The organism is Christiangramia portivictoriae DSM 23547, assembly GCF_000423045.1.
Taxonomy (GTDB): Bacteria; Bacteroidota; Bacteroidia; order Flavobacteriales; family Flavobacteriaceae; genus Christiangramia; species Christiangramia portivictoriae.
In genome coordinates this window covers 199200-221992 of the sequence record NZ_KE383971.1, presented here as the reverse complement: position 1 = coordinate 221992, position 22793 = coordinate 199200, and the positions used below count along the sequence as shown (strand labels likewise).

The 22793-nt window shown below is 40.0% G+C and carries 23 protein-coding genes; 17 read left to right on the top strand and 6 right to left on the bottom strand.

The genetic code is table 11. The features are described 5' to 3' along the window. Positions 1-82 precede the first annotated feature (82 nt). Both G529_RS0109380 and coaD read left to right on the top strand, forming a co-directional pair. Positions 83-1060: a D-alanine--D-alanine ligase gene (locus G529_RS0109380; protein WP_026915281.1), complete on the top strand. Its 978-nt coding sequence runs from the start codon at positions 83-85 to the stop codon at positions 1058-1060. A 17-nt stretch (positions 1061-1077) separates the two neighbouring features. Continuing rightward, positions 1078-1539 (top strand): pantetheine-phosphate adenylyltransferase, encoded by a 462-nt coding sequence (gene coaD, locus G529_RS0109375; protein WP_026915280.1) that lies wholly within the window; start codon positions 1078-1080, stop codon positions 1537-1539. On the opposite strand, the gene G529_RS0109370 is transcribed toward coaD, so the two are convergent. Continuing rightward, positions 1536-3827 (bottom strand): TonB-dependent receptor domain-containing protein, encoded by a 2292-nt coding sequence (locus G529_RS0109370; protein ID WP_026915279.1) that lies wholly within the window; start codon positions 3825-3827, stop codon positions 1536-1538. The genes coaD and G529_RS0109370 overlap by 4 nt on opposite strands. Before the next feature lie 9 nt (positions 3828-3836). Further along, positions 3837-5129, bottom strand: coding sequence for a PQQ-dependent sugar dehydrogenase (locus tag G529_RS0109365; protein ID WP_026915278.1), 1293 nt, complete (start codon positions 5127-5129; stop codon positions 3837-3839). A gap of 164 nt (positions 5130-5293) precedes the next feature. On the opposite strand from G529_RS0109365, the gene G529_RS0109360 reads away from it, so the two are divergent. After that, entirely contained in the window at positions 5294-7045 is a 1752-nt protein-coding gene (locus G529_RS0109360; protein WP_026915277.1) for a M14 family metallopeptidase, read from the top strand. Here the strand turns inward: G529_RS0109360 and G529_RS0109355 are convergent. Next, positions 7013-7636, bottom strand: coding sequence for an NUDIX hydrolase (locus tag G529_RS0109355; RefSeq protein WP_026915276.1), 624 nt, complete (start codon positions 7634-7636; stop codon positions 7013-7015). The genes G529_RS0109360 and G529_RS0109355 overlap by 33 nt on opposite strands. A gap of 8 nt (positions 7637-7644) precedes the next feature. Between G529_RS0109355 and pyrE the strand changes: the two genes are divergently transcribed. Together pyrE and G529_RS0109345 are read left to right on the top strand one after the other, a co-directional pair. Then, positions 7645-8286, top strand: a complete 642-nt coding sequence (pyrE, locus tag G529_RS0109350) for an orotate phosphoribosyltransferase (RefSeq protein WP_026915275.1) — start codon at positions 7645-7647, stop codon at positions 8284-8286. A 1-nt stretch (position 8287) separates the two neighbouring features. Next, entirely contained in the window at positions 8288-8680 is a 393-nt protein-coding gene (locus tag G529_RS0109345) for an SRPBCC family protein (protein ID WP_026915274.1), read from the top strand. 33 nt (positions 8681-8713) lie between these two features. Here the strand turns inward: G529_RS0109345 and G529_RS0109340 are convergent, their stop codons facing one another. After that, a complete protein-coding gene (locus tag G529_RS0109340) occupies positions 8714-9442 on the bottom strand; it encodes a biotin--[acetyl-CoA-carboxylase] ligase (protein WP_026915273.1) in 729 nt (242 codons plus the stop codon). A 92-nt stretch (positions 9443-9534) separates the two neighbouring features. Here G529_RS0109340 and rsfS point away from each other — a divergent pair, with 92 nt between their 5' ends. The 6 genes from rsfS (at position 9535) to G529_RS0109310 (ending at position 14455) form a co-directional block, all read left to right on the top strand. Further along, positions 9535-9906: a ribosome silencing factor gene (gene rsfS, locus G529_RS0109335; RefSeq protein ID WP_026915272.1), complete on the top strand. Its 372-nt coding sequence runs from the start codon at positions 9535-9537 to the stop codon at positions 9904-9906. A gap of 22 nt (positions 9907-9928) precedes the next feature. Further along, positions 9929-11986, top strand: coding sequence for an ATP-dependent zinc metalloprotease FtsH (gene ftsH, locus G529_RS0109330; RefSeq protein WP_026915271.1), 2058 nt, complete (start codon positions 9929-9931; stop codon positions 11984-11986). Between the two features lie 94 nt (positions 11987-12080). Further along, entirely contained in the window at positions 12081-12692 is a 612-nt protein-coding gene (locus tag G529_RS0109325; protein ID WP_026915270.1) for an LUD domain-containing protein, read from the top strand. A gap of 3 nt (positions 12693-12695) precedes the next feature. Continuing rightward, positions 12696-13532, top strand: a complete 837-nt coding sequence (locus G529_RS0109320) for a phosphatidate cytidylyltransferase (RefSeq protein WP_026915269.1) — start codon at positions 12696-12698, stop codon at positions 13530-13532. Continuing rightward, positions 13522-14178, top strand: a complete 657-nt coding sequence (locus G529_RS0109315) for a phosphatidylserine decarboxylase family protein (protein WP_026915268.1) — start codon at positions 13522-13524, stop codon at positions 14176-14178. Before G529_RS0109320 ends, G529_RS0109315 begins: the two co-directional genes overlap by 11 nt. Then, on the top strand, positions 14165-14455 hold the full coding sequence (locus tag G529_RS0109310; protein ID WP_245566904.1) for an acyl-CoA-binding protein: 291 nt from the start codon (positions 14165-14167) through the stop codon (positions 14453-14455). The genes G529_RS0109315 and G529_RS0109310 overlap by 14 nt, the downstream gene beginning before the upstream one ends. Before the next feature lie 56 nt (positions 14456-14511). On the opposite strand, the gene G529_RS0109305 is transcribed toward G529_RS0109310, so the two are convergent. Next, complete coding sequence (locus tag G529_RS0109305) at positions 14512-17142, bottom strand: valine--tRNA ligase (protein ID WP_026915266.1); 2631 nt, start codon at positions 17140-17142, stop codon at positions 14512-14514. A 134-nt stretch (positions 17143-17276) separates the two neighbouring features. On the opposite strand from G529_RS0109305, the gene G529_RS0109300 reads away from it, so the two are divergent. From G529_RS0109300 to murB, 3 genes are all read left to right on the top strand, one after another. Then, on the top strand, positions 17277-17663 hold the full coding sequence (locus G529_RS0109300) for a DUF1573 domain-containing protein (protein ID WP_026915265.1): 387 nt from the start codon (positions 17277-17279) through the stop codon (positions 17661-17663). A 150-nt stretch (positions 17664-17813) separates the two neighbouring features. Then, a complete protein-coding gene (locus G529_RS0109295) occupies positions 17814-19010 on the top strand; it encodes a pyridoxal phosphate-dependent aminotransferase (RefSeq protein WP_026915264.1) in 1197 nt (398 codons plus the stop codon). Continuing rightward, on the top strand, positions 19010-20026 hold the full coding sequence (gene murB / locus G529_RS0109290; protein WP_026915263.1) for a UDP-N-acetylmuramate dehydrogenase: 1017 nt from the start codon (positions 19010-19012) through the stop codon (positions 20024-20026). Before G529_RS0109295 ends, murB begins: the two co-directional genes overlap by 1 nt. 48 nt (positions 20027-20074) lie before the next feature. On the opposite strand, the gene G529_RS0109285 is transcribed toward murB, so the two are convergent. Next, positions 20075-20695: a fasciclin domain-containing protein gene (locus G529_RS0109285; protein ID WP_026915262.1), complete on the bottom strand. Its 621-nt coding sequence runs from the start codon at positions 20693-20695 to the stop codon at positions 20075-20077. Between the two features lie 166 nt (positions 20696-20861). Here G529_RS0109285 and G529_RS0109280 point away from each other — a divergent pair, with 166 nt between their 5' ends. The 3 genes from G529_RS0109280 to G529_RS0109270 are packed head-to-tail and all read left to right on the top strand — an operon-like array spanning position 20862 to position 22734. Continuing rightward, positions 20862-21068: a hypothetical protein gene (locus G529_RS0109280; RefSeq protein ID WP_026915261.1), complete on the top strand. Its 207-nt coding sequence runs from the start codon at positions 20862-20864 to the stop codon at positions 21066-21068. Between the two features lie 5 nt (positions 21069-21073). After that, positions 21074-22174: a glycosyltransferase gene (locus G529_RS0109275; protein ID WP_026915260.1), complete on the top strand. Its 1101-nt coding sequence runs from the start codon at positions 21074-21076 to the stop codon at positions 22172-22174. Beyond that, positions 22165-22734 (top strand): RNA polymerase sigma factor, encoded by a 570-nt coding sequence (locus tag G529_RS0109270; protein WP_026915259.1) that lies wholly within the window; start codon positions 22165-22167, stop codon positions 22732-22734. Before G529_RS0109275 ends, G529_RS0109270 begins: the two co-directional genes overlap by 10 nt. The last annotated feature ends 59 nt before the right edge of the window (positions 22735-22793 follow it).

Sequence of the window (22793 nt, the reverse complement as noted above, 5' to 3'; positions counted from 1 at the left end):
AAGATATAAAACCCTTTGGTTTTGGTGACTGCCCTATTAAGTGATATTTTTGTTTAACGACTTCAACCCGGAAATATTGAATATGAAGAAAACAATCGCCATCGCTATGGGCGGTTATTCCAGTGAATACCGCATCTCGATAAACAGTGGTAATATTGTTTACAAACATCTTGATCGTGACCTCTATGAGCCATACCGTGTTCATATCCTGCAAAGCGAATGGTTCGTGGTAACTGAAGATGATACACCTTACCCCATTAATAAAAGTAATTTTACAGTTACTATCGATGAAAAGGTGATAAGTTTTGACTGCGTTTTTAATACGATCCATGGGACACCTGGAGAAAACGGATTACTTCAGGCATACTTAGAGCTTATTGGAGTACCGCAGACCAGTTGTGATTACTATCAATCGGCTCTAACTTTCAATAAACGAGATCTTATTTCGGTTTTAAGACCATACGGAGTTAAAACCGCCACGAATTACTTTCTGAATAAAGGGGAGGATATCGACACAAAGGCTGTCGTAGATCGCGTTGGTCTTCCTTGTTTCGTGAAGGCAAATCGTGCCGGAAGTAGTTTTGGGGTAACTAAGGTTAAAACCGAAGAAGAAATAGTTTCTGCGGCAAAAACTGCTTTTACTGAAGATGATGAAGCGATCATTGAATCATTTCTGGATGGAACTGAAGTTTCGGTAGGGGTTATTATGTACAAAGGTGAAATTGTCGCTTTGCCTGTCACAGAAATTGTTCCTGATGGGGAATTCTTTGATTATGAAGCTAAATACCTCGGAAAATCCCAGGAGATCACACCGGCCAGAATTTCTGAGGAAGACACCCTGAAAGTTCAGGAGATCGCTAAAATGATCTACCGCAAATTAAAGATGAAAGGCTTTTCAAGATCAGAATTTATTTTCCACAATGGAGAACCACATTTCATTGAAATGAATACCAACCCCGGAATCAGCCAGGCGAGTATTTTACCTCAACAAGCTGAGAAAGCAGGAATCACGCTAAAAGATCTTTTTGGTAGTGCCGTGGAAGCCGCATTGAATCAATAGCACCTAAATCAAGAATTATGAAAATTGCAGTTTTCCCTGGAAGTTTTGACCCCATAACCCTGGGCCATACCGATATAATCGACCGTGCTTTACCGCTATTCGATAAGATCATTCTGGCAATTGGTACCAATTCGAGCAAGAAATATATGTTCAGCCTGGAAGAAAGATTACATTTTCTAAAGGAGACATACAAAGACGAAGCTAAGATTCAGGTGGAAACTTACAGCGGACTTACCGTTGATTATTGCAAAACCAAAGATGCAGAATTTATATTAAGAGGATTGCGAAATGCTCAGGATCTTGAATTTGAGAAGGCTATTGGACAAACTAATTACAAAATGTCTGGTATCGAAACCATTTTTCTAATTTCCAGTTCTGGTCTTGCTCATATTTCTTCCACCGTGGTTAGAGATGTGATGCGTCACGGTGGAAGTTATGATTTTATGGTTCCTGAAGTCGTAAAGACCCAGTTTTCTTAAAGACTTAATTTCAAATTCAGGCCAGCATAATAGTTTCTGGGCATTCCCGGGTAATAATAACGTGGGGCAGAACCTCCAAAACCTACCGCGTTGGTAACGATACTAGAAGCATAAAGCTCATCTGTAATATTATTGATCCCAAAGTTCGCACCTGCTTCCAGATAACTGGTTATTTGCGTAGAATAATCTAGTCTGAAATTCAGTAACTCGTAAGCATCAGTACTACCGGAATTTGAATCATCCAGCGCCATTTCACCAAACATCTGGTAATTTATATTTGCTGAAAAGTCTTTATAGCTGAATTCTACCGCTGGTGTTAGCATATATTCAGGCACACCTGGTATTTCATTTCCAGAATAATTTTCACCAAGATCCACAAATTTATCAAATGTATAATCGGTGAGATTTGCATTCAGTAAAAATTTGATGGACGCATCATTCGAAAGTGGCTGTAAGTAGGCTGAAGTAAATTCCAGGCCATAATGATCAGACTTTCCTGCATTCACTCCAACGTAGCGATCCTGGTCGATCCTTCTGGCGACCAAAAGGTCTCGAATCTGGATGGAATATGCATTCACTTCCGTATATAACCTGTTTTTGAACCAGTTTGCTTTAAAGCCAATCTCGTAGTTCCAAGCCGTTTCTGTTTGAAGATCTGTATTAATGCTACCTTCCGGAGTCAGGGTTTGAGCTACCGTGGGCGCAGAAAACCCGTGACTTGCTGAAGCATAGAAGTGCTTCCCCTTAAAGGCTTCATAGCTTAATCCCAGTCTCGGCGAAACTACCGCATCAAAACTATAATCCCCAGACTGATCTTCTGTATTCTGGTTAAAATTATCCTGAAGATCATAGGAAGTAGTGTTCAAGTTAATTCCAAGATCTGCCGTTAATTTTGAGGTTAATTCCAACTGGATCTGACCGAAGAAATTGATGTAATCTCGATCCTGCTCATTGTTGCTAAGACTATTTCCCTGGACACTGCCACGATTCTCAAAGTCCTCGTACAAGTTCTGGTAAGTTGTAACTTCGTAGAATTCCAGCATCCCTTCAGCTCCAAAACTTACTTTCGCAGGCATGCCTACGATTGCAGTTTCGTGATTGAAATTTGTTCGAAGACCAATCGAATTCCTGTCTTCATCAAGAATATCAAAAGGACGGGGTTCATATCCATCACGGGAATTCATAAATATGCTGGTCTGGTTCTTCCAGTTTTCAGAAAAATTATGGGTATAGGCCAAACCAAGAATGTTCTTGTCGTACGATTCATAACCCTCTGCCCTGCCCCAGGTAAAAGCAGCTTTTGTGGGTGAGTTTAGCAAATCATCTTCATTCAAAGAACTGGGAATAAAGGCTTTTAGATTGGTATAATTATAGAAAAGATCCCAGCGATTTCCTTTTTTATTTAGCAAACCAGCGGTCACTACAAACGAATTTCGATTGTATGCTCCATTATCGCGGTAGCCATCACTATCCAGTTTATTGTAGTTGATCGCAATGTCCAGACTATCCTCGACGTAATTTACATTAACACCCGTTTTCCTGGTATTAAAGCTTCCATAGCTAAAATTGGTTTGTACAGAGCGCTGATCCGGCCTGTTTCGCTGAGTATACAAATTGATCGCACCTCCCAATCCTGCTCCAAATATGGAAGAAACCGGACCTTTATAGATCTCGATCCTGTCAAGATAGGAATTGTCAAAATCATCCAGGGTTAATTCACCTTCTGCGGTGGTAAGAGGGATACCATTAATGTAGGATTTTATCCGGTTTGTACTGTATTGAGCACGAGCACCGATTCCTCTAATATCGATTTTATTGGTATTCAGCGCCCCCTGACTCACAAAAACACCCGGCACATAATTTAGGTTTTGCACCAGGTTAAAATCATCTACTCTATTGAAATCTTCTGCTGAAAGCACACTCACCGCGGCTGATTCCTTTAATAATTTCTGCGGAATATTGGAGCTGCGCAGAACAACTTCAGATAAAACATCAACATCACGCTGCAGTTCAATGATCGTTCCTTCTTCTGAAGCATCAAAAATTGCAGTGGTGCTTCTATATCCTATAAAAGAAAATTTCAGCTTTAACGGAAAACTGATACCGTCAAAACTGAAATTTCCATTAGTGTCTGTAATCTGAATTTTCCCAGAACTTACGGCAGTTACCGTGACATCATTAAGAAATTTTCCAGACTCGGAGTCCTTTACTTTCGCGCTAAAATTCTGTGAACTTACCAATGCAGAACTGCATAGCAAGAAAGCCAGGACTAGATGTAGTTTTTTCAAATTTTCTAATTATTCTGCGGAGACTCTCCAGATTGTATTTCCGTCGTCATCATTTACAAGTAATGATCCATCAGGCAGCGTAGTGACGCCAACAGGTCTTCCATAAACCTGGCTGGAATCATCGCTCGCAATAAAACCAGTAAGAAAATCCTCTGGTTGCTGTGGAACTCCATTCGCATCAAAAGGAATAAAAACTACCTTATATCCCGCAAAATTTGACCTGTTCCATGATCCATGCTGGCCTACAAATGCTCCATTATGATACTTCTCTGGAAATGCATCCTGGGTATAAAATATCAATCCAAGGGATGCGGTATGAGCTCCTACCGGAACATCAGGGATGATGGCTTTTTCCACCAATTCATTATGTGGATCATTGGCCCATCGTGGATCTTTGATATTTCCATAATAAGAATATGGCCATCCATACCAACCACCATCTTTTACGCTGGTCACGTAATCTGGAACCAGGTTATCCCCTATCTTATCTCTTTCATTTACGGCTGCCCAGAGTTCACCGGTAACTGGATTCCAGTCTACACCTACAGGATTTCTTAAACCAGACGCATAAATTCTTTCTCCACTACCATCAGGGTTGATCTCGATGATGTTGGCTCTGCGTTCTTCTTTCTCCATCCCGTGTTCTCCAACATTACTCGAGCTACCTACAGTAATATATATTTTCTTATTATCAGGACCTGCGATCATGTTCCTGGTCCAGTGATGATTATAACCTCCGGCTGGAAGCGCATACACTTCTTCCCCATTCTGGTCAATAGCAGTCTGTCCTTCCTTATAGGGGAAACGAACCACCCCATCTACATTCGCCACATAAAACCAGTCTCCCATTACCAGCATTCCGTATGGTTGATTCAGATTTTTCAGAAAACTGTATTTTTCATCAGGCACTCCGTCCTGGTCCTTATCACGAAACATCGTAATCTTATTCGCACTTTTCTTGGCGTCATCAGACTCCACTACAAAAATATCATGATTAGGTGCGACATAGGTTCTTCTCGGATGTTCCAGGCCTTCAGCAAATTTTGTCACCTTAAACCCTGCCGGAGCTTTTGGCATCTCACCCTCGGGCCATTCCACGATCTTACTTTCCTTGCTTACAGATTCCGTAGAAAAAGGAGCCGGCAATTTCAATGGACCCACCGTGGTTTGAACAATATCAGGACCGGCTTTGGCCAGTTCCTGTTTTTTCTGATCACTTAAATTCTCAATAGCCTGCCCGGTCATACTAACCGAAAACAGGAAGGTTCCAGCCAAGCATAAATTTTTGATATTCTTTCTCATCTTTCAGTTTTCCACAAAAATAAATTGATTTTAGTAGCTTGAGTAAGCCGCGGTAAGGATTAGTTTTAATTTAACATCGATTCATAAGATTCCAGAAATGCGCTCATTTTTAGCAATACTGCCAGTTTTTAACTAAGTTTACGCCTCCATTTTTAGAAATATTTATGAAAAAATTGTGGTTGATATTGGGGCTGGCTATCAGCTTTAGTTCTTGCGACTTTTCGAAATACAAGCTGGTAAAGAATTATGATTTCGAAACGCGTTTCGAAAAATCTGGTGGGAAAGAAACTGGTACTTATGAGGAAGTGATTGCCTATTACGAAAAACTTGCTGAAGCGTATCCTTCCATAGATCTTATTGAGTTTGGCAGTACAGATAGTGGATATCCTTTGCATCTGGCCATCTACAACGCAAACGGTGAATTTGACCTGGAGAAGATTCGCAAGTCGCATAGTTTTATCCTCATCAACAACGGGATACATCCTGGAGAAAGTGATGGAATAGATGCGACCATGATGCTTTTCAGGGATATGGCCGGTGACTCTATTAACTCACCAAAGAACACGATCGTAGCAACCATTCCAATTTATAACGTTGGCGGCGCACTCAATCGCAATTCTGGCACAAGAACCAACCAGAATGGACCCAAGGAATATGGTTTCCGCGGAAATGCCCGAAATTATGATCTTAACCGGGATTTTATAAAAGCCGATACCAAAAATGCTCAGACCTTTTACGAGATCTTTCATTATGTGGATCCTGAAGTATTCATAGACAACCATGTGAGCAATGGCGCAGATTACCAGTACACGCTTACCCATTTATTCACTCAGCATAACAAACTAGGTGGAAACCTGGGGAAGTATCTCAATGAGACTATGATGCCCGCTCTGGAAGATTCCTTAAAGAATAAAAACTGGGATATCACGCCATATGTCAACGTTTTCAATGATGTTCCTGAAGCAGGCTTTTCACAGTTCATGGATTCGCCAAGATACAGTACAGGATACACCACTTTATGGAATACTTTGGGTATGATGGTAGAAACTCATATGCTTAAAAGGTATGATAAACGGGTTTATGGAACCTACGAATTAATGCAATCCATGATCAGGATCACAGATAAAGAATCTACCAGGATCAAGGATCTGCGAAACCAGGCTAGAAGAAAGTATTTAACAGACAGGCATTATAACCTGCAATTTGAAGTTGACCAGGAAAATCCGAGTAAAAGACAATTTAAAGGTTTTGAAGCTGAAAAGATAGCCAGCGAAGTAACAAATGGCGAACGGCTTAAATATGATACAGATAAAAAATTCTCCAAAGAAATCGATTACTATGATAATTTTAAAGCTACCGAAGAGGTAGAAATCCCAAGAGCTTACATTATCCCACAGGGCTGGTGGCAAGTTGTAGATCGTCTCAAGATGAATAACATTAAGATGGAAGCACTTGATCGTGATACGCTAATTCAGGTAGAGGTTTACAAAATCGAAGATTACGACACTTCTAAAAACCCATACGAGGGTCATTATCCACATCAAAATACGAAAGTGAGCAAGTCTACAGCGGAAGTTCGTTTTAGACAGGGAGATTATCTGGTGACCACTTTTCAGGATGGAGCAAGATATCTATTGGAAACACTGGAACCTTCGGCAACAGACTCGTTTTTTAACTGGAACTTTTTTGATACCGTTCTTCAGCAAAAAGAAGGATTTTCACCATATGTCTTCGAAGATAAGGCGAAAGAATTACTTGACAGCGATGCTGATCTTCAGAAGGAATTCGATCAAAAGAAAAAGGACGATGCAGATTTCCGAAGTAACTGGTACGCGCAACTGGACTGGCTGCATAAGCGATCTTCAAATTATGAAGAAGCGCATTTACGCTATCCGATCTTTAGATTGCCCCGCTAGATAACGTTCAGGAAAAAGCATCAGGATATTTGCATAGGATTTTGTGAGAGCTTTCTGGGTTTTCTCATAATTTTTCCATTTCGCCTTTTTGATCCCTTCATTCAGTTCAGGTACCAGTTCCCCGTCATATTCTGTATACATTTCGTACCAGTAGGTTTCCTTCAGGCGAAGTTTCCCATTCCTTTTAAAAATATGAAAGGTCCTGGTTATAAAACGTTTGATCTCAAGGCCCTGCACACCCGTTTCCTCTTCTACCTCACGAATGGCTGAATCCTCAATGCTCTCATTCTTTTCGGTTTTTCCCTTCGGAAGATCCCAGCGATGGTTGCGATAAATAAAAAGGATCTCCTCCTTGGGATTAATGACCATCCCGCCGGCAGCAGTCACTACCTTCATTTTCTTCAGAAGAAGATCCAGTAGTTTGGATTCGTCCTTATTGTACAAATTCACGTGGGTGAGTTTACCATCCAGTATCTTCCGGACTATCTTTTTTAAGCGAACTGTTTTTAATCGATAGTTCTTATAGTTTCCTCCAAAATCCTTTCTCGTAGAAATTATTATGGGGACATCATTCACAAAAACTTTATACATTTGTACCTATGATTTTGAATAAGGAAACAGCAAAAAAGACCGCTGAGCTTTTAATGCAAATTAAAGCAATAAAATTAGAACCGCAAGAGCCTTTTACGTGGGCTAGCGGCTGGAAGTCGCCAATCTACTGCGATAACAGGATCATTCTTTCATATCCAAGCATTAGGAACTACGTGCGAGAGCATTTCGCCAAGCAAATTGAAATGAAGTATGGCAAGGCAGATGTGATCGCTGGCGTGGCCACCGGTGCAATTGGAATAGGAATGCTGGTTGCTGAATACCTGAGTCTTCCTTTTGTCTACGTAAGACCCGAACCAAAAAGTCACGGAAGAAAAAACCAGATCGAGGGTAATTTACAGCCAGGACAGAGCGTGGTGGTCATTGAAGACCTCATAAGCACGGGGAAAAGCAGTTTAAACGCTGTGCATGCATTAAAAGAAGCCGGTGCTAACGTTAAAGGCATGTTCGCAATCTTCACCTATGGTTTTGAAGCTTCTGAAAAGAACTTTCAAGCCGAAAAAATAGAGCTGCATACTTTGAGCGATTACGATCACCTGATAGATACTGCTCACAACACGAATTATATAAATACTGAAGAAGCCGATATCCTTAGAAACTGGAGAAAAGATCCGGCAAACTGGAAACCATAATATGAAATTAGAAAGCCAAAAAGTACAAGCAAATAAGAGCCAGCAGGAAATGTTTGATTTCCTAACCAACGTAGAGAATTACGAGCAGATCATGCCGGAAAGCAAGGAAAAGTTCGTGGTTACTGCAACCGATACTTTTATTTTTCAACTTAAAAGCATGCCGGAAATCAAACTGAAGATCACTGAAACAAAAGAACCGGAATTAGTGGTTCTGGGGTCTACATCAGATAAGTTTCCATTTAGCCTGAACACACATATTACTCCCATAGGTGATAACAGCTGTGAAGTCCATATGGACTTTGTAGGAAAATTTAATGCGATGATGGGCATGATGATCAAAGGCCCTCTGCAAAAATTTATCAATTCCCTTACTGAAAATATTGGGAAGCTCTAAAATTTTCTAAAGCCGGATGTATTTCCGGCTTTTTTAATACAGCAATTTGATTTCTTTGAGATCGAAGGTTTGGAACACCTGCTCTTCTTTTTCAACCTGAAGTTTTCCTTCTGAAGTTACCCCGCGAATAATGCCATTAAATTTATCTTCATTCACCTGGAAGGTAGATATAACATCTTTTCGAAATAAGTGGTTTTCATAGTTCTCCATCAGTTCCTTTGTATCCATTACACCAATTGAGCGCAATCGAAGATCCAGAATTTCACAAAGTTCATGGAGAAGATCATCAACACTCCAATGAATACCGGTCACATTTTTTAGGGAAGTTGCTTGGGGCAGCTCATTAAAATTGGTTTGATTCACATTGATACCAATACCAATAATACTGGCCACGATGCCTTCGGTCTTGACAATGTTCTCAATTAGAATTCCACCAAGTTTCTTTCGCTGTGACATAATGTCGTTTGGCCATTTCACTTTGAGCTGAGGCAGGTTTTTGGCTGCCAGTACCTCCAGGATAGCTAAGGAAATGCAGATGTTCAGTTTAAAATAGCCTGAAATATTAAGGTCCTGCTGCGGGTAAAGTATACTAAAAGTGAGGTTTTGACCGGGTTGAACATTCCAGTTAGCCCCTCTCTGTCCCCTGCCATTAGTTTGATGGGCTGCACTTACGCAAACAGGTTCAAATTGACCATTATTGTCATAGAACTTCCGCACGAAAGTATTCGTAGAGTCAATGGCATTAACTTTGATTATACGCATGGTAATGATAAGAAATAGAGGCGTTAAATCTTCTGTAAGAATCTCCTCGAAAAGAGCAAAAAATGATAAATTTGCATAAATAAATCAAATTAATGTCAGAAAAGGAAAAAAACAGCGATCAACTTATTGCACATATTATTAAAGGGATTGAGGAAGTAAAGGGTAATGACATTGATATCCTTGATCTTAGAGAAATTGAAAACACAGTTTGCGACTACTTTATAATCTGTAACGGTACTTCAAACACACAGGTTAACGCCATAGTCAATTCCATACAAAAAACGGTTAGTAAAGAATTACAGGACAAACCCTGGCACATCGAAGGTAGTGAGAATGCCGAGTGGGTGCTCATGGATTACGTGAACGTCGTTGTACATGTTTTCCAGAAGCATATCAGGGAATTTTACGATATTGAAAGCCTTTGGGGTGATGCGAAAATCACTTCTATCCAAACAAGTTATTAAATTTAATTTTTAGCAAGACATAATGGCGAATCAAAAAGCGAAGAAAAAACTCGATCCCAGAAAACCTAAGTTCAGTGCCTACTGGATTTATGCTGCGATCATAATTATATTTCTTGGTCTCAATTTATTCGGAGACGGTGGTTTCTCTGAACCTGCAAAAACGAATCCGGCAGAATTTAAAGAATATCTCAAGAACGGTGATGTAGAGAAAGTTGAGATCATCAATAGAAATCAGGCTCGTGTATATCTTACCCAGGAAGCAAAGGAGAAAGAGATACATAAAAAAAACATCGATCCAGACCTCTTTTCAACAGGTGACTCACCAGTATATTCTTTTCAGTTCGGAGATCTTCAGAATTTTGAAAATGACATCAACGAGATCAAAAACGAGAATAACTTAGCGACTGTTGTTACTTACGACACAAGCAGTGACATTCTTGGCGACCTTTTCCTTACTCTTCTTCCATTCATCCTCATCATTGGAGTATGGATCTTCATCATGAGAAAGATGAGCGCTGGAGGCGGCGGTGGTGCTGGAGGCCAGATTTTTAACATAGGGAAGTCAAAAGCAAAACTGTTTGATCAAAACACAGATGTAAAGACATCTTTTAAAGATGTTGCCGGACTGGAAGGTGCCAAGGAAGAAGTACAGGAAATTGTAGACTTCCTTAAGCAACCTGAAAAGTATACAGCGCTGGGAGGTAAAATCCCGAAAGGAGCATTATTGGTAGGACCTCCGGGAACAGGTAAAACTTTACTTGCAAAGGCGGTAGCCGGCGAGGCTAAAGTTCCTTTCTTCTCTCTGTCTGGATCAGATTTCGTTGAAATGTTCGTTGGAGTTGGAGCTTCGAGAGTACGTGACCTTTTCAAACAGGCAAAAGAAAAATCTCCTTCCATTATTTTTATTGATGAGATTGATGCCATTGGTAGAGCAAGAGGAAAAAGTAATTTTTCAGGTTCTAACGATGAAAGGGAAAATACCTTAAACCAGCTATTAACCGAGATGGATGGTTTTGGAACCAATACGAATGTGATCGTTATTGCCGCTACCAACCGTGCAGATGTGCTTGACAAAGCATTAATGAGGGCTGGTAGATTTGACAGGCAGATCTATGTAGATCTTCCAGATCTAAACGAAAGAAAAGAAATATTCGAAGTTCATTTAGCTCCATTGAAAAGAGTTGCAGATGAACTTGACACTGAATTTCTCGCCAAGCAAACCCCAGGTTTCTCTGGTGCAGATATTGCAAATGTTTGTAACGAAGCGGCCCTTATCGCAGCTCGAAAAGGAAACAAAGCAGTAGGTAAGCAGGATTTCCTTGATGCCGTGGATAGAATTGTTGGTGGTCTCGAGAAGAAGAACAAAATCATAACTCCAAGTGAGAAAAAGGCAATTGCATTCCATGAAGCCGGTCACGCAACTGTGAGCTGGATGTTGGAACATGCTGCCCCGCTGGTTAAGGTAACGATTGTACCACGTGGACAATCCCTAGGAGCTGCCTGGTATCTTCCAGAAGAACGTTTGATCGTTCGCCCGGAACAAATGCTTGATGAAATGTGTGCCGCTCTTGGTGGTCGTGCTGCAGAAAAGGTTATTTTCAACAAGATCTCCACCGGAGCACTTAGTGATCTGGAAAAGGTTACCAAACAAGCCAGGGCGATGGTTACCATCTATGGTTTGAACGATGCAGTAGGAAACCTTACCTATTACGATAGCTCAGGGCAGAGTGAATATAACTTCACTAAACCTTATAGTGAGAAAACTTCGGAATTGATCGATAAGGAAATTTCCAACCTCATTGAGGAACAGTACAAACGCGCGATCGACCTATTAGAACATCATAAGGACAAACTATCACAACTTGCTGAAATCCTTCTGGACAAAGAAGTGATCTTTAAAGATGACCTTGAAAAGATCTTCGGAAAAAGACCGTACGAAAAAGAAGAACCAATCGGGAAACCTGTAAAGGAAACCAACGCACTACCCGAAGGAAGTAATGTCTCAAATGAGACCATCAGCTCCAATGATCCGGCTCCAAAAACTGAAGATCAGTTCGATCAGGATTCGGTTAATAAGTAGTGTAGAACTATAGCTAAAAAATCTGAAATTAAACAAGGGTTAATTTCAGATTTTTTAACTTTGATAAAATGTCTAAGAAACAGAATCCATCCCCATGAATCTATTCAAAAGGTTTCTTAATCCCAAGGCGAGAGCAGAGCAGGATCAGGATACGCCTGAGAAAGCAGACCGAGGGAAGTATATGCCAGAGGTAAAATTACCTACTGACGAGCGCTTTATGCTCAACTTTAAAAATAACGGGGGAAAGTTCTTATACTGCATTGATGAAGCTGAAGTACAGGAAGCTTTCGATAATATATTATTGGAAAACGACTGGTATGAGAGAGAATGCTGCTGTTTCGACGATAATTTGAAGGAAAAATTCAAAGGTTTTAACCTGGAATTCAATCACTCTGCAAAAGCTGAATTTTATCTTTCTACCTGTGAATTTCTCGTGGCTAATGATGGATCTATTCTGATCTCGTCGAACCAGATCAAAGAAAGAAAACTTCACGACCTCCCTACCAATTTCATTATCCTTTCTTCAACCAGCCAGTTGATAGACACCATAGGAGAAGGATTAAGAGGAATTAAGTTTAAAAACAAACAACAAATCCCTTCCAATATTACCACCATTAAAAATTTTGAAACCCAGAAAGAAGGTGATTTTATGAGCTATGGAAGTAGCACAAAGAATTTATACCTGCTACTGCTGGAAGATCTGTAATTTATGAAGGAAACCATTATACGTACTGTATCTGGACTATTGTATACAGCCATTCTGGTTGCTTCGATACTCTCCTCTGAATTAATATTTATAATTCTTTTCTACCTGTTGAGCCTCGTTTGCCTTGTTGAAATGCAAAAGTTGCTTCGGCTCAAAAGCTACGCGTTATTTATTTTACAGGCGATACTGTTTTACCTCTTCAGTTTTCTGAAATTTAATCAGGATGCCACGGTGATGCTTTTATTCATTACAATTTTCGTAAACCTCTTCCTGGTAAAAGACCTTATTATAGTCAAGAAGATCCCGGTTTTCGAAAAGAAAAAATATATCATCATCATATTTTATCTTATTTCTTCCACCATTTTCCTAACCCTTATTCCAACCATAGAGGGCGTTTTTATTCCTAAGCTGGTCATCGGAATTTTCTTTTTGATCTGGACGAATGATACTTTCGCTTATCTCGTAGGTAAAAACTTCGGAAAGCATAAACTTTATGAAAAGATAAGTCCGAATAAAACGATCGAAGGATTTCTGGGCGGACTTGTGTTTAGCTGCCTGATGAGCTACGCGATCTGGTATTACAGCCCACTCTTTCCTACCACTCTTTCAGATTTTAGTAAATTTAATACGCCGCTTATTTGGCTAGGCATGGCGATTATTCTAAGTATTTTCGGCACTCTGGGCGATCTGATTCAGTCCAAATTCAAAAGACAGGCAGGCGTAAAAGACAGCGGAAAATTGATGCCAGGACATGGCGGATTGTTTGACAGGCTGGATAGTATTATATTTGCAAGCCCATTCATCTATGCATATTTATATATATTGAATTATGTTTCATAAGGAAGGATACAAAATAATGATATTAACTGCGCTGATCCTTATTGCGATCAACGTAGTAACTTATAGCCTCATTGACCTCTACTGGTTGAAATTTGCCATTCTCGTAGTCTCGGTACTTTTCTTTTTACTGATCGTTCAGTTCTTTAGAAACCCTAAAAGACCAACCGTTCACAATAATGAACATGTTGTCTCTCCTGTTGACGGGAAAGTAGTGGTGATCGAGGAAGTTTTTGAAAAGGAATATTTTAAAGATAAAAGATTACAGGTTTCTATTTTCATGTCACCATTGAACGTTCATGTTACACGTCACCCGGTTGGCGGAAAAGTAAAATTCAGTAAATACCATCCAGGGAAATTCCTGGTAGCATGGCATCCCAAATCCAGCGAGGAAAACGAAAGAACCACAGTGGTAGTTGAGAACGAAGTTGTTGGTGAAGTTCTTTACAGACAGATAGCCGGAGCACTTGCCAAGCGCATCGTAAATTATGCAGAGGAAGGAACTGAGGTAGTTCAGGGAAGTGAAAGTGGCTTTATTAAATTTGGAAGCCGTGTAGACGTATTCTTACCAATTGGCACTAAAGTCAATGTTGGAATCAATGATAAAGTAAAAGGTGGCGTAAGCGTAATTGCTGATGTTGTATCATAATCACGTGATGGTAGTAGAAAACATGAAATTTCTTAGAGCCTATGAAATGGCGAGCAAGACCGAGGAACAATTTCCACCCGATGTGATGCTGCATTTCTACGCACTTTACAAGCGAGCTACAGAAAGAAACGGTTTCTACATACCACCTGGAAACCAGGGCGATCTGAGAAGCGCTTTTAAGATCAATGCGCTTGTCCAGGTAAGAAAACTTAGTAAAAAGGAAGCGGAGGAAAAATATATAGAACTTGTTGAAGAATATATTGGCAAGATCAATTAGAAGAACAAAAAAAGAGGATCAAATGATCCTCTTTTTTTTGCGCTTGACTATCAGGTCTAGCCTAGATTTTTAAGACTGGCCTTTAGAGCTTCTATCTTAGCTTCAGCATCTGCTTTTTTAGCCTTTTCGATAGCAACCACCTTTTCAGGAGCATTGTCTACAAATCTCTTATTGGACAATTTTTTATCGACAGATTTCAGGAAACCTTCTGTATAAGATAATTCTTCCTGGATCTTCGCCTTTTCAGCATCCACATCAATGGCGCCTACTATTGGAATGTAATATTCATTGCTCCGCACTCTAAAGGACAAGGCTCCTTCTGTAGCTTCAGTCACATAGTTGTAGCTGGAGATGTTACCCATTTTGGAAATGACCGAATCAAAACTACTGCTGGTATTTTCATTATTCATCACCATTAATTCGATCTGATTCTTAAAGGCAATGTTCTTGTCTTTTCTAATCTTTCTTACTCCTGCGATCACTTCAGAAGCATGAGCGAACTCTTTAATAATGGTTTCATCAAAGGAAGTCTGCGCTGGCCATTTTGCAATGATCAGTGCTTCTTCCGGAGATCTTTCAGTAATAGTTTGCCAGATCTCTTCAGAAACAAATGGCATAAATGGATGAAGTATTTTTAAGTTGTCTTCCAGGATTTCGATCACCTGACTGTAAGTAACTGCATCTATAGGATCTCCATATCCGGGTTTTACCATTTCCAGGAACCAGCTGCAATAGTCATCCCATATTAACTTGTAGGTAGACATCAAAGCATCGCTTATTCGGTATTTGGAATAATGGTCTTCGATCTCTCTAAGACTAAGCTGAAATTTAGCTTTATACCATTCGATCGCTTTTTTCGCTGTTTCCGGTTGCTCTGTTTCTTCGGAAATCTCCCAGCCTTTTACGAGTCTGAAAGCATTCCAAATTTTATTAGTAAAAGCACTACCCTGCTTGCAAAGATCCTCGTCAAACATAAGGTCGTTGCCTGCAGGGGAACTTAAAAGCATCCCTACACGAACTCCGTCTGCCCCATATTGCTCAATTAATCCAAGTGGATCTGGTGAATTCCCTAGAGACTTGGACATTTTACGACGCTGCTTATCCCGAACTATTCCGGTTAGGTATACGTTCTTAAAAGGTTTTTCTCCACGATATTCATAACCAGCCATGATCATACGAGCTACCCAGAAAAACAGAATTTCAGGTGCTGTAACCAGGTCGTTAGTAGGGTAATAATATTGTATCTCTTTATTTTCCGGTTCAAGAATTCCGTTGAAAACGCTCATTGGCCATAGCCACGAGGAGAACCAGGTATCCAGTGCATCCTTATCCTGAGTAAGATCTTCAGCTTGAAGTGATTCATTCTGAGTTACTTTCCTGGCTTTTTCCAGTGCCAGTTCAGCAGTTTCAGCTACTACAAAATCCTCTTTGCCATTTCCGTAGAAATAAGCAGGAATTTGCTGCCCCCACCATAACTGGCGAGAGATATTCCAGTCCCGCACATTTTCCATCCAGTGCCTGTAAGTGTTCAAAAACTTTTCTGGCACCAGGTTAATATCGTCACCTACCACAGCTTTGATAGCAGGCTCTGCCATTTCTTTCATCTTCAGAAACCATTGATCGCTGAGCTTTGGCTCGATCACAGCACCTGTTCTTTCACTGGTTCCCACTTTGTTGACGTGATCTTCCACTTTCGAAAGGTTACCAGATAGTTCCAGCTCCTCTACAATCTCTGCACGAACAACAAAACGATCCTTTCCTTCATAATGCAGACCATAGCTATTCAGGGTCGCATCATCATTAAGAATATCGATAACATCCAGTTGATGTTTCTCTCCCAGGTTCTTATCGTTCTCATCATGCGCCGGAGTCACCTTTAAACATCCGGTTCCAAATTCCATGTCTACATATTCATCCTCGATAATAGGAATGCTTCGATTACAGATTGGCACAATCGCTTTTTTGCCTCGAAGATGGGCGAAACGTTCGTCGTTAGGGTTGATACAGATCGCAGTGTCGCCAAGAATAGTTTCCGGCCTGGTCGTGGCAACCGTAAGATAATCGTCGCTTCCCTCTACCTTATATTTTAAATAGAAGAGCTTTCCATTACGCTCTTCATAATTCACTTCTTCGTCTGAAAGTGTAGTTTTTGCCTGAGGATCCCAATTCACCATACGGTATCCGCGGTATATAAGTCCTTTGTCATACAGATCTACAAAAACTTTAATGACCGATGCCGACATGTCATCATCCATCGTGAATTTTGTACGCTCCCAGTCACAAGAGGCACCAAGATGCTTTAATTGCTGTAGAATAATTCCACCATGTTTATGAGTCCAGTCCCAGGCGTGCTGTAGAAATTCCTCACGGCTAAGATCATTCTTATCGATACCTTCTTCTTTTAATTTCGCCACAACTTTAGCCTCTGTAGCGATAGAAGCATGATCTGTTCCCGGCACCCAACAGGCATTATAACCTTTTAGTCTAGCTCGACGAACCAGGACATCCTGAATGGTATTGTTCAGCATGTGACCCATATGGAGAACTCCCGTGACATTAGGAGGCGGGATCACTATCGTATAAGGTTCACGCTCATCTACTTCAGAGTGAAAGTAGTTATTCTTCATCCAGTAGTCATACCACTTATCCTCTACTTTTTTCGCATTGTATTGTGAAGCAATTGCCATTTCTTGGTCTGGTTTTTGAAATATGGGCAAAAGTAATTATTAATGAAGGATTATGAAAGCTGCTGAAATGATTAAAATTTTGAGATTGAGCCCATTTCACCTTATCTTTACTAATCCGAATAAATAACTGAATTATGAGAAAATTAATTGCAATCGTAGTTTTCGTACTGGCAGGTTTTGCTACCACCCAGGCGCAAAACTCGGCCAAATTCGAGTTCGATTCTGAAACGATCGACTATGGTATTATAAAAAAAGGTAGCGATGGAGTACGTGTCTTCAAATTTAAAAACGTTGGAGACGAACCTTTGATCGTGGAAGATATAAAATCCAGCTGTGGATGCACGATCCCCAAGAAACCTGAAAAGGCAATCATGCCTGGCGAAACCGGGGAAATCCAGGTAAAGTACGACACAAAGAAAGTAGGTCATATCAGAAAAACCGTGACGGTTTATTCTAATGCTGAAGAACCTATAAAGTCCTTAAAAATTAAGGGACAGATAGTGGATGAGACAGGTAGTTAAGGCCATCTTCCAGAAATAAATTTGAAAGCCTCCTTTACTGGAGGCTTTTTTTATGCTGAAATTTAACTGCTTAGACCGTATAATTCAGGATTGTTTATTCTTGATTCAGGCTTTATTTTTGCAATTTTGCAAACCTATAAAAGAACTATCATGCCAAAGATTTCAAATAAAGGGCAGCAAATGCCCGAATCACCTATAAGAAAATTAGTCCCTTATGCTGAAGCAGCCGCTGCAAAAGGTAAAATCATTTATCAGCTGAACATTGGTCAGCCAGATATCGCGACTCCTGAAGTGGCGTTAAACGCTGTGAAAAATCATGATATTGAAGTCCTGTCATACAGTCATTCTGCAGGCTTTGAAGGTTATCGTGAAAAACTCGCTTCATACTATAAAAATACTGCTCTTCCTGTTGAAAAAGAAGATATCATTATCACTACTGGAGGATCTGAAGCTTTGCTTTTCACCATGGGAAGCATTACAGACCAGGGAGACGAGGTGATCATCCCAGAACCATTTTATGCAAACTACAATGGTTTTGCAACTGCTTCTGGAGTAAACATTAAACCAATTCAGGCTAAGATCGAGGATGGTTTTGCCCTTCCTCCAATTTCAGAATTTGAAAAATTGATCACCGAGAAAACGAAGGCGATACTTATTTGCAATCCTGGTAATCCAACAGGTTACCTTTATACAGAAGAGGAGATCAAACAGCTGGCTGATCTCGCAATCAAGCACGACCTTTTTATCGTTTCAGATGAAGTATATCGCGAATTCGCATATGATGGTGTAAAACATCATTCTATTATGAGTATTCCTGAACTGGCCAATCACGCCATTATGGTAGACTCGGTTTCAAAGAGATACAGCATGTGTGGAGCTCGTATAGGTTGTCTGGTTTCTAAAAATACTGAAGTGATCGCTACGGCCATGAAATTTGCACAGGCAAGATTGAGCCCGCCAACATTTGCGCAAATTGCCAGTGAAGCTGCTTTAGATACTCCTCAAAGCTATTTTGACGAAGTGATCGATCAGTACACTTTAAGAAGAGACCTTCTGGTACAGGGACTGGAAAAGATTGAAGGTGTAAAGGTGGCAAATCCAAAGGGAGCCTTTTACTGTATCGCTGAACTTCCAATCGAAAATGCAGATGATTTTGCAAAATGGTTACTGGAAGATTTCGAAGATGAAAATGAGACAATCATGGTAGCACCTGCGGCTGGGTTCTACTCTACCCCAAATACAGGATTGAATCAGGTAAGAATTGCCTATGTTTTGAAGAAAGAAAATTTACAGCGTGCACTGGTCATTCTGGAAAAAGCTTTAAAGCAATATAATAGCAAAGCTTAATGCAGGTCATACGTAACTTTTCACTAAAGGAGTATAACAGTTTTGGAATCGATGTTCGGGCCGATAAATTTATATCGGTCTCGAGCCTTGAGGACCTAAGGCGTCTTCTAAAGAAAAGTTATTCTTCTGAGTTATTTATTCTTGGAGGTGGTAGCAACATGCTGCTTACCAGGGATATTCATAAGACAGTAGTTCATATAGCTCTCAAAGGCATAAAGGTTGTCGCTGAAGATGAAAATGAAGTAATTCTGGAAGTTGCTGCTGGAGAAAACTGGCATGAACTGGTATTATATACGATCGATCAAGGTTTTGGAGGATTAGAGAATTTATCGCTTATTCCGGGTAATGTAGGCACTTCCCCTATTCAGAATATTGGCGCCTACGGGGTGGAATTGAAAGACAGCTTTGAAAGTTGTCATGCCATGAATATTCAAACTCTTGAAGAGAAAGACTTCAGTCGGGAAGATTGTAATTTTGGCTATCGAAACTCAGTTTTCAAGAATGAACTCAAAGGCCTCTATATTATCACATCTGTTCGTTTCAGGCTTAGCAAAAAAAATCATCAGTTACATCTCGATTACGGAGCGATTCGCAATGAACTGGAAAAATCTGGAATCAATGATCCAGGAATTCAGGATGTATCGAATGCAGTGATTACTATAAGGAGATCAAAATTACCTGACCCTAAGGAAATTGGAAACAGCGGTAGCTTTTTTAAAAATCCCGTGATTGCAAAACGGCAATTTGAAGAATTACAACTGGAATATCCCGAAATACCCTCATATCAGGTTTCTAGTGATGAAATAAAAATTCCGGCGGGATGGCTTATTGATCAGGCTGGTCTTAAAGGATATCGACATGGGGACGCAGGAGTTCACAAGAATCAGGCTTTGGTACTGGTCAATTATGGCGAGGCAACAGGCGAGGAAATTCTGAACCTTGCCAAGATGATCCAGGATAAAGTTTATTCAAAATTTGAAGTTCCTTTAGAGGCAGAAGTCAATATTATCAATTAAAAAAAGGAGCGCAAATGCGCTCCTTTTTTCTTATAATTCGTCGAAGAATTATGCTTTCTTCATCACTACTGCATCGATGATGTGAACAACTCCGTTAGAAGCATCAACATCAGCCTGTACTACAGTCGCCTTATTTCCATTCTCATCGGTAAGGATCACGTTCTCGCCTTCTAAAGAAGCTTTCAACTCTCCTCCACCAACGGTAGAAACCGCATAAGTTCCGTTATTATCCTGGATCAATTTGACAAGATCTGCAGCCATAACTTCACCTTCAACTACGTGGTATTTCAATACACCAGCCAGTTTGTCTTTATTTTCTTCCATCATCAAGCTTTCTAGTGTCGCCTGATCTACTTTAGAAAACGCAGCGTTGTTCGGCGCGAAAACTGTGAAAGGACCTTCCTCTGTCTTCATCATCTCTGCTAATTCAGCAGATTTTAGAGCAGATACTAAAGTACTTAGAGTGTCTGTTGCCATCGCTTTTGCAGCGATACTGTTGGATTGCATCTCCTGCTTTTCCTTTTCAGCCTGCATTTCAGCCTCTCTTTCTTCGGCTTCCATTTGCTCCATTTTCTCTTTTTCTTCCTGCTCTTTCTTTTTACCATCATCACAAGAAGTGAAAACGACTGCTGAAAGTGCAAGAGTTGTAAATAACATTTTAAATTTCATATTGTAGTTTTTTTCGTGGTTAACGCTGCAAGATATCTCTGAATTAACTGATAGCGCTACATATTCGATTAAAATTTAGTTAAATAGTGTAAACGATATACTAATGAGACGACCAATTTTCAGTTGCCTGTTTTTATTATTATTTTTGCAACAGAATTCGAAGTCTATGAAACTATTTATTATCAGTCTGGTATTGTTAGGTCTGGCTTTTGCCGGAATTGCTATTAAAATATGGGGAAAGAAAAATGGAAAGTTTGCCGGTACCTGCGCCAGCCAGAATCCTTACCTCAACAAATCTGGTGAACCATGTAGCTTTTGTGGAAAACTACCAGACGAGATGGAGAATTGTTCAGATACCGCCAAGACTACTTAGATTAAATGGAAATAGTCTTATTTGGTCTATTTATACTTTCGGGTATAATCAATATTCTTTATAATCTTAGTTTTTTCTCATTCACTTCTGCATCTTCGGAAAAGTCACAAACTGCAAGCCTGCCCGTTTCAGTGATTGTTTGTGCGAAAAATGAAGCAGCGAATTTGCAGAATTGTATACCTGCTATTCTGGAACAAGATCATCCGGATTTCGAACTTATTCTAATCAATGATGCTTCTTCAGACAATAGCCTGGAGATCATGGAGCATTTTCAGAATATCGATCCACGGGTGAAGATTGTAAATGTTCAGAACATCGAAGCATTCTGGGCGAATAAAAAATATGCCCTCACCCTGGGTATTAAAAAAGCTTCCAACAACTACCTTTTATTTACTGATGCAGACTGCGTACCCCAATCCAGGAACTGGATTAGTGAAATGACGCACGAGTTTACGAGCAGGGAAATCATTCTTGGATATGGCGGATACTTCAAACAGAAGAATTCATTATTGAACAAATTAATACGATTTGAAACCTTGCTAACTGCGCTGCAGTATTTTAGCTATGCAAAAAATGGTATCCCATACATGGGTGTTGGCCGTAATTTGGCTTATACCTCAGATAGATTTTACGAATTAAAAGGTTTCGCCAGTCACCTGCATATTAAATCTGGAGACGATGACCTATTCGTCAATGAAGCAGCGAACGATGAGAATACCGCTATTTGCTTTTCTAAAGATTCCATAACGAGAAGTGTTCCGAAGAAAAATTTTTCAGAATGGATGACACAGAAACGCAGGCACGTGTCTACAGCCAGACAATACCAGAAGATACACCAGTTACTGCTTGGAGTTTATTACACTGCAAGATTATTTTTCTGGATCTTATTGATCATACTCTGCATACTCCAGGTATTCCCTATCGCAGTTATATCCATTCTAATAATTAAATTGATTCTTGACGGGGTCGTGTATTACAAAGCTGCTGAAAAGCTTGATGAGAGAGACGTCATCTGGTTCTACCCATTATTTGATTTTTTCCTGATATTTTTTCAATTGGCTATATTTAGCTCCAACCTCATTTCAAAACCAGGACAGTGGAAGTAAACCCAAATCAACTTTCAGAAAAGATCAGCGAAGCACAGAAAGGCAGCCAGTCGGCATTCAATTATCTGGTAGACAGATTCTGGGGAGATGTTTATGGCTTTCAGCTTAAAAAGACTCAGAATGAGTATGAAGCTGAAGATATTACCATCCAGACTTTTTCCAAAGCTTTTAATCGCATTGAAACCTTTGATGATAATTATTCCTTTGTGACATGGCTCATAGCAATTTCCAAGAACATCCATATAGATCAAATCAGGAAGAAAAAAGCCTCTATTAGATCAAGGACTTCCATGCAGGATGAAGAACAGGTTTACCAGATCGCAGATGATACCCCGGGGATTGAAGATAAGCTTATCAAAGAACAGAATCTCGAACAGTTACTTTTTGATATCAAGCAATTAAAACCGCATTACCAGGAAGTGATCAACCTCAGGTTCTTTCAGGAGAAATCCTATAAGGAAATTGCAGAATATCTCGATGAACCCATGAGTAATATTAAGGTAAAACTACTGCGTGCCAAGAAGTTACTTGCAGCTATTATTGAAAGCAGGAAACCTTAAGTAAGGTTTCGAATCGGCGGTAGTCTAATTTATGCAGTTCAGCTTATTATTGTATCTTT

What these genes read in the sequence shown, in the direction of transcription:
- G529_RS0109380 (WP_026915281.1), top strand. Translation starts at nt 83, where the DNA reads ATGAAGAAAACAATCGCCATCGCTATGGGCGGTTATTCCAGTGAATAC.
- coaD (WP_026915280.1), top strand. Translation starts at nt 1,078, where the DNA reads ATGAAAATTGCAGTTTTCCCTGGAAGTTTTGACCCCATAACCCTGGGC.
- G529_RS0109365 (WP_026915278.1), bottom strand. Translation starts at nt 5,129, where the DNA reads ATGAGAAAGAATATCAAAAATTTATGCTTGGCTGGAACCTTCCTGTTT.
- G529_RS0109360 (WP_026915277.1), top strand. Translation starts at nt 5,294, where the DNA reads ATGAAAAAATTGTGGTTGATATTGGGGCTGGCTATCAGCTTTAGTTCT.
- G529_RS0109355 (WP_026915276.1), bottom strand. Translation starts at nt 7,636, where the DNA reads ATGTATAAAGTTTTTGTGAATGATGTCCCCATAATAATTTCTACGAGA.
- pyrE (WP_026915275.1), top strand. Translation starts at nt 7,645, where the DNA reads ATGATTTTGAATAAGGAAACAGCAAAAAAGACCGCTGAGCTTTTAATG.
- G529_RS0109345 (WP_026915274.1), top strand. Translation starts at nt 8,288, where the DNA reads ATGAAATTAGAAAGCCAAAAAGTACAAGCAAATAAGAGCCAGCAGGAA.
- G529_RS0109340 (WP_026915273.1), bottom strand. Translation starts at nt 9,442, where the DNA reads ATGCGTATAATCAAAGTTAATGCCATTGACTCTACGAATACTTTCGTG.
- rsfS (WP_026915272.1), top strand. Translation starts at nt 9,535, where the DNA reads ATGTCAGAAAAGGAAAAAAACAGCGATCAACTTATTGCACATATTATT.
- ftsH (WP_026915271.1), top strand. Translation starts at nt 9,929, where the DNA reads ATGGCGAATCAAAAAGCGAAGAAAAAACTCGATCCCAGAAAACCTAAG.
- G529_RS0109325 (WP_026915270.1), top strand. Translation starts at nt 12,081, where the DNA reads ATGAATCTATTCAAAAGGTTTCTTAATCCCAAGGCGAGAGCAGAGCAG.
- G529_RS0109320 (WP_026915269.1), top strand. Translation starts at nt 12,696, where the DNA reads ATGAAGGAAACCATTATACGTACTGTATCTGGACTATTGTATACAGCC.
- G529_RS0109315 (WP_026915268.1), top strand. Translation starts at nt 13,522, where the DNA reads ATGTTTCATAAGGAAGGATACAAAATAATGATATTAACTGCGCTGATC.
- G529_RS0109310 (WP_245566904.1), top strand. Translation starts at nt 14,165, where the DNA reads ATGTTGTATCATAATCACGTGATGGTAGTAGAAAACATGAAATTTCTT.
- G529_RS0109305 (WP_026915266.1), bottom strand. Translation starts at nt 17,142, where the DNA reads ATGGCAATTGCTTCACAATACAATGCGAAAAAAGTAGAGGATAAGTGG.
- G529_RS0109300 (WP_026915265.1), top strand. Translation starts at nt 17,277, where the DNA reads ATGAGAAAATTAATTGCAATCGTAGTTTTCGTACTGGCAGGTTTTGCT.
- G529_RS0109295 (WP_026915264.1), top strand. Translation starts at nt 17,814, where the DNA reads ATGCCAAAGATTTCAAATAAAGGGCAGCAAATGCCCGAATCACCTATA.
- murB (WP_026915263.1), top strand. Translation starts at nt 19,010, where the DNA reads ATGCAGGTCATACGTAACTTTTCACTAAAGGAGTATAACAGTTTTGGA.
- G529_RS0109285 (WP_026915262.1), bottom strand. Translation starts at nt 20,695, where the DNA reads ATGAAATTTAAAATGTTATTTACAACTCTTGCACTTTCAGCAGTCGTT.
- G529_RS0109280 (WP_026915261.1), top strand. Translation starts at nt 20,862, where the DNA reads ATGAAACTATTTATTATCAGTCTGGTATTGTTAGGTCTGGCTTTTGCC.
- G529_RS0109275 (WP_026915260.1), top strand. Translation starts at nt 21,074, where the DNA reads ATGGAAATAGTCTTATTTGGTCTATTTATACTTTCGGGTATAATCAAT.